The sequence below is a fragment of the uncultured Gimesia sp. genome, assembly GCF_963972345.1.
Classification (GTDB): Bacteria; Planctomycetota; Planctomycetia; order Planctomycetales; family Planctomycetaceae; genus Gimesia.
In genome coordinates this window covers 1-5,981 of the sequence record NZ_CAXAVM010000294.1, presented here as the reverse complement: position 1 = coordinate 5,981, position 5,981 = coordinate 1, and the positions used below count along the sequence as shown (strand labels likewise).

3 protein-coding genes are annotated in these 5,981 nt (G+C 50.4%); all 3 read right to left on the bottom strand.

The window, feature by feature from the left end; all coding sequences use genetic code 11:
- Nucleotides 1-770 precede the first annotated feature (770 nt).
- Entirely contained in the window at nt 771-1,532 is a 762-nt protein-coding gene (locus tag AACZ40_RS27820; RefSeq protein ID WP_291179340.1) for a hypothetical protein, read from the bottom strand.
- A 393-nt stretch (nt 1,533-1,925) separates the two neighbouring features.
- Nucleotides 1,926-4,352 (bottom strand): diguanylate cyclase, encoded by a 2,427-nt coding sequence (locus tag AACZ40_RS27815; RefSeq protein ID WP_291179344.1) that lies wholly within the window; start codon nt 4,350-4,352, stop codon nt 1,926-1,928.
- Nucleotides 4,352-5,981, bottom strand: a 1,630-nt coding sequence (locus AACZ40_RS27810) for an Ig-like domain-containing protein (protein ID WP_339676812.1), incomplete at its 5' end; no start/stop codon positions are given. The genes AACZ40_RS27815 and AACZ40_RS27810, both read right to left, overlap by 1 nt.

Below are 5,981 nucleotides of genomic sequence, written 5' to 3'. Positions count from 1 at the left end.
CCTCCTGCTCGCTGTGCTCGGCCCGAATTGCATTCGGGCTCACCCTGTTTTTCTGAGTTGGGATGGTTACTCAAAGCACTGTCGGGCAAGCCGACAGATGGGACCCGGACGGGGGAGAGGACATTGAAAGTTTGTTGTTTTTGTGGGGTTCATTTTTGTGTTCGATCTGTGGTTTGTGGTCAGTGGTTTCGTTGCATGTTGGATTATTTTGTGGAAAGACATGAGGGCGTCAAGAGGATGAACAATATCATGTGGCGATACGGGTTGACGGAGAACCGACCTGCTGCGATGCCGGGGCGGTACCGGGGCGAAGCTTTGCGATGTGCGGCGACCCGCAGGGTACCATCACGAACGGGTGGTGTTTCAGGCAGTGCAAATCGGGAAAAAACAGGCTCATTTTTAGTGAAGAGTCAGAACAAGTGGCTTGTGTTTCGGTGCTCTGTAAACTGGTCACGCGCGCGACTCAGTTAGGTGCTTATTCTGGTTGGGAGCAGGTGGGAGTCAAGTCGAATTTTTTCAGTGGTTGAGTGGCTGTCTGCGAGAAGCAGGCAGGGATAGAGCTCATATTTTTAATTCAACATCCACGATCGAGAACAGAATATTTCATGAATCCATTCCTCTTCATTTTACTGCTGAGCAGAGTGAGGCGACGTTTGACTGGACCAGAGCTCCAGAAGAGGGACTCCGACAAATCACACGGGTCAGAACTGCACTTAACAATTCAGCATCAGTGTGTCCGATTACTGCAGCGGGATATTCTGAAAAACGGATTAAGGAATTTTGAAGTCCCTGAACGGTTTGAGTGCGGTCTCCCGGGAAGTGGTGTAGACGACCATGTCCTGGGAGGGAACCGTCGTTTTCCAGGACTCACCATCCTCATTGAAGAACTCGTGGAACACCAGTGTCGGCGATATGCTGTGTGTGACCAGCACATGCAGCAGACGTTTCTCTGTGCCATCCATGAGCAGCGTGTTTTCATAGTCACGCGCCTCAAAACGGATCGTGTCGACCTTAGCAGACCGGGGATCAAATGTGGTGATCGTCCTGGTTTCGTTGGCTTTCAGCGGATGCTGCAACAGCATCCGATCGGCATAAGCGGGACCTTTGACATCAAGCGGGAAGTCTTGAGAGATTGTAGCTACCCGACCATTTGCTTCAGTCTTAATCTGCAATTGCCCATCGACAACACGGCCCTCTTTGCGAGTCGTGATCGAGGGTCGGTTCTGGACCTGGTAGCGAAAGAAAAGCACATCGCCGTCGATCGTTTCCTCAGTCTGAATCATAATTTTGGTATGAGTATCGGCGATGACGGAAGCATGCTGATTGACTACAACCTGTCTGCCGTCCCGATCCACTGTGTTAACGGCGTTGTGAACATAGCCAATGTTCTTCCCTCCCACATACAGCATCCGCCATTGCTCTCGCGATTCGGACAGCTGCGCGGGAGTCCGTTCCGTAGCCTGTTGGGAATAAGCGATAGAGGCGAAATGTGATACGGCCAATGTAGATATGAGCATCAGACAAAACTGCATGACAACGCCTCCCCAAGGTTCATTTAAAGGTGATTCAGTGAGATTAGAAACGATATTCGCTGGCAGAGGGCAGTCTCATTACTCATCATCCGCGCGTCTGGTTACCAGATTGAGTTCTCTAATGTACAAGACAATATTGCCCAGCCTCATCATACACCCCATTCTTCGAGGCCGCAACTATCTTGGTACGATTATTCTTCCTGTCCGGTTTAAGGCAGCGGTGCCGCTTTTACGACATTCCAGTGACATTTTCGGGTCAGGGAAGAGTCAAACCCTGTCGGGAAAGGGCAGCGATCCACGGGAAAAGAAACCCGCTGCTGCAACGCTGGCTGACATATTGAGTAGACTGTGTCCAGCTTCATCGTCGATGCGAGGAACTGATGCAGGAGTTTTTCAAACCGACTGAATTTCCGTCTTCAGAGTTACGTCAAACTGGCACAGCTCCAGTAGTCGGTTCGTCAGATCGATTGCTTCAACGATATCGGCTACCTGCGCTGCGTTCTGAAGCTGGCAGGCAGTATCAGCAATTTCCAGCAAGTCGCATTGTATGGCCGTCTCCTGAAGCTGAGCTGCGAGAATTTCCAGTTCAGCGAAATCGTTTTGATCGATCGCTTGAACCAGCCGCTCCATGTCTGCGATTAAGGGACTCGCGTCTTCTTCGGAAACGAGGAAATGATCTGTCGCGAGTTCCTCACTTTTCTCGGCGACCTCACTGATAAACTTCTCAACGAGATCGGGGTCGAACTGGGTTCCGGCGTTTTTCCGGAGCTCTGCAAAGGCTTCTTCCTGTGACATCCTTTTTCGGTAAACACGATCAGAGACCATCGCATCGTAGGCATCGGCAATACTCAGAATACGGGCTCCCAGGGGAATATCCTGACCCGTCGGCAAATTTTCGTGACGACCTTCTCCTCGATAAAACGCATGGTGATTTTCGATGATTTCCAGAAGAGACTGATCGCTGAAAGTCGAACTGACAATCTCCACACCAATACGATCATGTCGGCTCATCACCTCCCACTCTTCCCCGGTGAGCGGTCCGGGTTTCAGCAGAATGGCGTCTGGCACGCCGATTTTTCCAATGTCATGCAATAACGCAGCGATCTCCAGAACATACAATTCTGAAGGCGGCAACAGATCCTGCGCAGCGGCGAGACACAAATCGGCAACGCGCCTCGAATGTGCCGCGGTATTTTCATCGCGAAAAGCCAGGGCCGAGAGTAACGCCGTGACAGCGTAGAAAGGAATCTCCCACTCTTGATCTGACGCTGACTCATTGGACATGACATTTTCAGCAGGTAGTTCGTTCGCCGGTTCCCGCGCGATGGTTTCGGTGAAATCCATGTCCGCGGGAATCCTGTCCCAGCGGGCCACCTGGTTTCGTCCGCCACGCTTTGCTGCATACAGACATTTATCCGCCTCGTCCAGCAGGTTCTGCGGGTTGGAAGCACCCAGACTGATGGCGGTTGCTCCAAAACTGGAGGTGACTTTGAGATCGGAAAACTCCAGTCGCTCGACTGTCTGGCGATAGACTTCTGCAGTCTGTTCTGTTTCATCGATATCCTGATTCGGCAGTAGAATACAGAATTCCTCGCCTCCATAACGGCATAGAACCCCCGTATCGCCGACCAGTTCCATCAGTGCAGAACCAATCCCTTTCAGGACAAGGTCGCCTGTGGAGTGGCCATGGTTATCATTGATCGATTTAAAGTGATCGATATCAAGCAGCACGCATCCCAGCGATGTCTCCATCTGTATTGCCTCTGCCCAGAGCGTCTCCATCTGCTCGTAAAACGACCTCCTGTTTAAACAGGAGGTCAGTGGATCGCGGGTGGCGAGGATCTGCAGTTCCTCGTTCTTTTTTTGGATCACCTCCCGAGATTCATGCAGGGCCGTGAGCATCTCATGAAGTTCCGTTTTCTTTTTCTCCAGTTCCGTCACATCTTCAAAGCTGACCAGCACACCTCGCAGTTTGCTTTGATCATCATGAATAGGAGCACAACTGACAACAAACGAGTCTGTCGCATCAGAGGGGCTTTGAATGGAGACCATGACTCCTTTCAGACTCGCACCTTCTTTTAACACTCGAGTCCAGGGCATCTCGTGGCGTGTTTCCTGATCAGAATGGATCATCCATGGGAGCTGTGAGACAGCCTGCCCCTGAATCTGTTCGGGCGTTATGTTTAACGCTTTCGCGATGGTCTTGTTTGCCAGTACGATCTGCTCCTGACTGTCGAGAATGAGCAGACCCCCGGCGAGTGTATCCAGGGCGTCCTGTACCCGGTTGGGAATCACTTGAGAAGGATTGAGATACTGAAAGCTTTTTCGCAGACAGAGATAGAATCCCACAAAACATCCCACGAACACGAACGCCATAAACTGAAACATCGGCATCCGCCAGAACGAGGACAATGTGATGTTCTCTGCAGGACAGTAAAATTCCAGCTGTCCCCAGGGTTGATCCTGTTCCACCAGTTCGATTTTGATTTGGTTCAATACCCCGGCTTCAGTATTGTCTGAGATCTCATCCACATTGCCAATCTGCGCAAACAGCGTTCCCTCTTTTTTTCTTAGAATTGCGGCAGTGATATCGGGATTGTGTTCTACAACGGCATCAAGGTAGCTGTGTAATGACCGCGTATCCCCCTGTGTCAGAAAGAGGGAACTGCTGACTGCCACTGCTTCACATAAACGGGCACGATCTTCCAAATGGGTCTGAGCCAGACCAGGTCCCAAATTCAAGCTGCGTGCAATCAACATCATACTGACTGTCAGAAAAGCGAGACCCGCCACCATACGAATTGTCAGAGCAATACGCATTACACTATCTCACTTTCATCGTAAAGCCGGTTCTGACTGGTGCCCTTGAACTCCGCGTTCTCAATAATTCCCTGCAGTGTATCACCCTCGTCATTATCACTCTCATCAAATTCATCCAGTATCGCAATGGGATCCATAAATCGCCAGGCTGGCAGACCGCTGGCGATACTTGCCATCAGGTATCCCCCCTGCAAAGCCCAGATCAATAACCCGGATGAAACGCCGGTCACGACTACCGCAGCAGTCGTAATCAAGGTCTGATGTTGAACCGAGTCAAAATTCATCTGTTGCTGGATCTCTTCCTGGATCTGTTCGTACTTCGTCCATAGAGATGCGGCGTTGACCGTTCCCACCTGATTCAACAACGGTTGATTTTCTCCTGACTCCGGAATGCCGAGCCTCGTCGATATTGAAGTGAACTGCCCTGTTCCTCTTTCATAGCGAGTGTCCGCATCAAAACTGTCAGAGAGATTTTCGAACGCGAGATCATTCAAGTGATATTGAAATTGGCTGAACCCCGTATTTGCAACGATTGAAAACTCAGGATACCAACCATGGTCCAGTTGTGTATTCCTGGAAGAAGAGAGCATATCGGTCCCCGAAACGGGTGAGCCTATTTCAGGAAGATCTTGATTTTCAATATTCGTATCCGATTCATTCGACTCGTCTGCATCTCCTGAATCATCAGGATGGCTTGGTTGACCGGGAACATCAGGTTCGTCGGTCAGTTGTGGATTAAACGGAATAATCTGATCGACTTGCTCGACGACTACCTGAATCAACTGTGTGGCGATCCCACCAAAGCCGTCACTGACCTGGACAGCGACTTCGTATACATTGTCGATACTGGAATCCAGCAGCATTCCATATTCAGCACCTAAAACCAGAGACAGCTCGCCTGTTTCCACATCGATCAGGAATTTCTCAGCGTCTATTCCACCAGTAATAGAGAAGCTGAGAAGCTGTAAAGAGAGTTCAACATCAGTTGCTTCCACTTTTATCACAGAAGAAAGCTGGTTCGAGATATGAAGCACCGCATTTAAGCCCCCACCCCCCGATGTGATAACTGGAGCATCATTCACCGGCGTCACATTGACCGTCATCGCACTGGAACTCGTTGAATCCACAGTTCCATCATGCACCACATACGAGAAACTGTCATAAGCTATTCCGTAAGCATCTGCGACCGGTATGAACCTCAACCTTCCGGCGTCAATGTCCGCTCGACTGATGATTTGATTCAAGGTCACATCCACTCCCGACAGTTGTAACGAACCCACCGTTTCCAGCGAACTGATCCGCACGCTTGCCAGCGAATCACCGTCAATATCGTTATAGTTGAAGTCAGACGCTGCAAAAGTGTATGGCGTGTCTTCATCAGTTGTAACAGTATTGCCAGTAGAAGTCGGCGCATCATTCACAGACGTCACATCAATCGTCATCGTACTGGCGGAAGACGTCTCCAGGATTCCATCGCTCACAACAAACACGAAGCTGTCGTAAGCAGTCCCGTTCGCATTGGCAACGGGTGAGAATGTCAGGTTACCAGCGTCAATGTCCGCTCGACTGATGACTTGATTCAACGTCACATCCACTCCCGACAGTTGTAACGAACCCACCGTTTCCAGC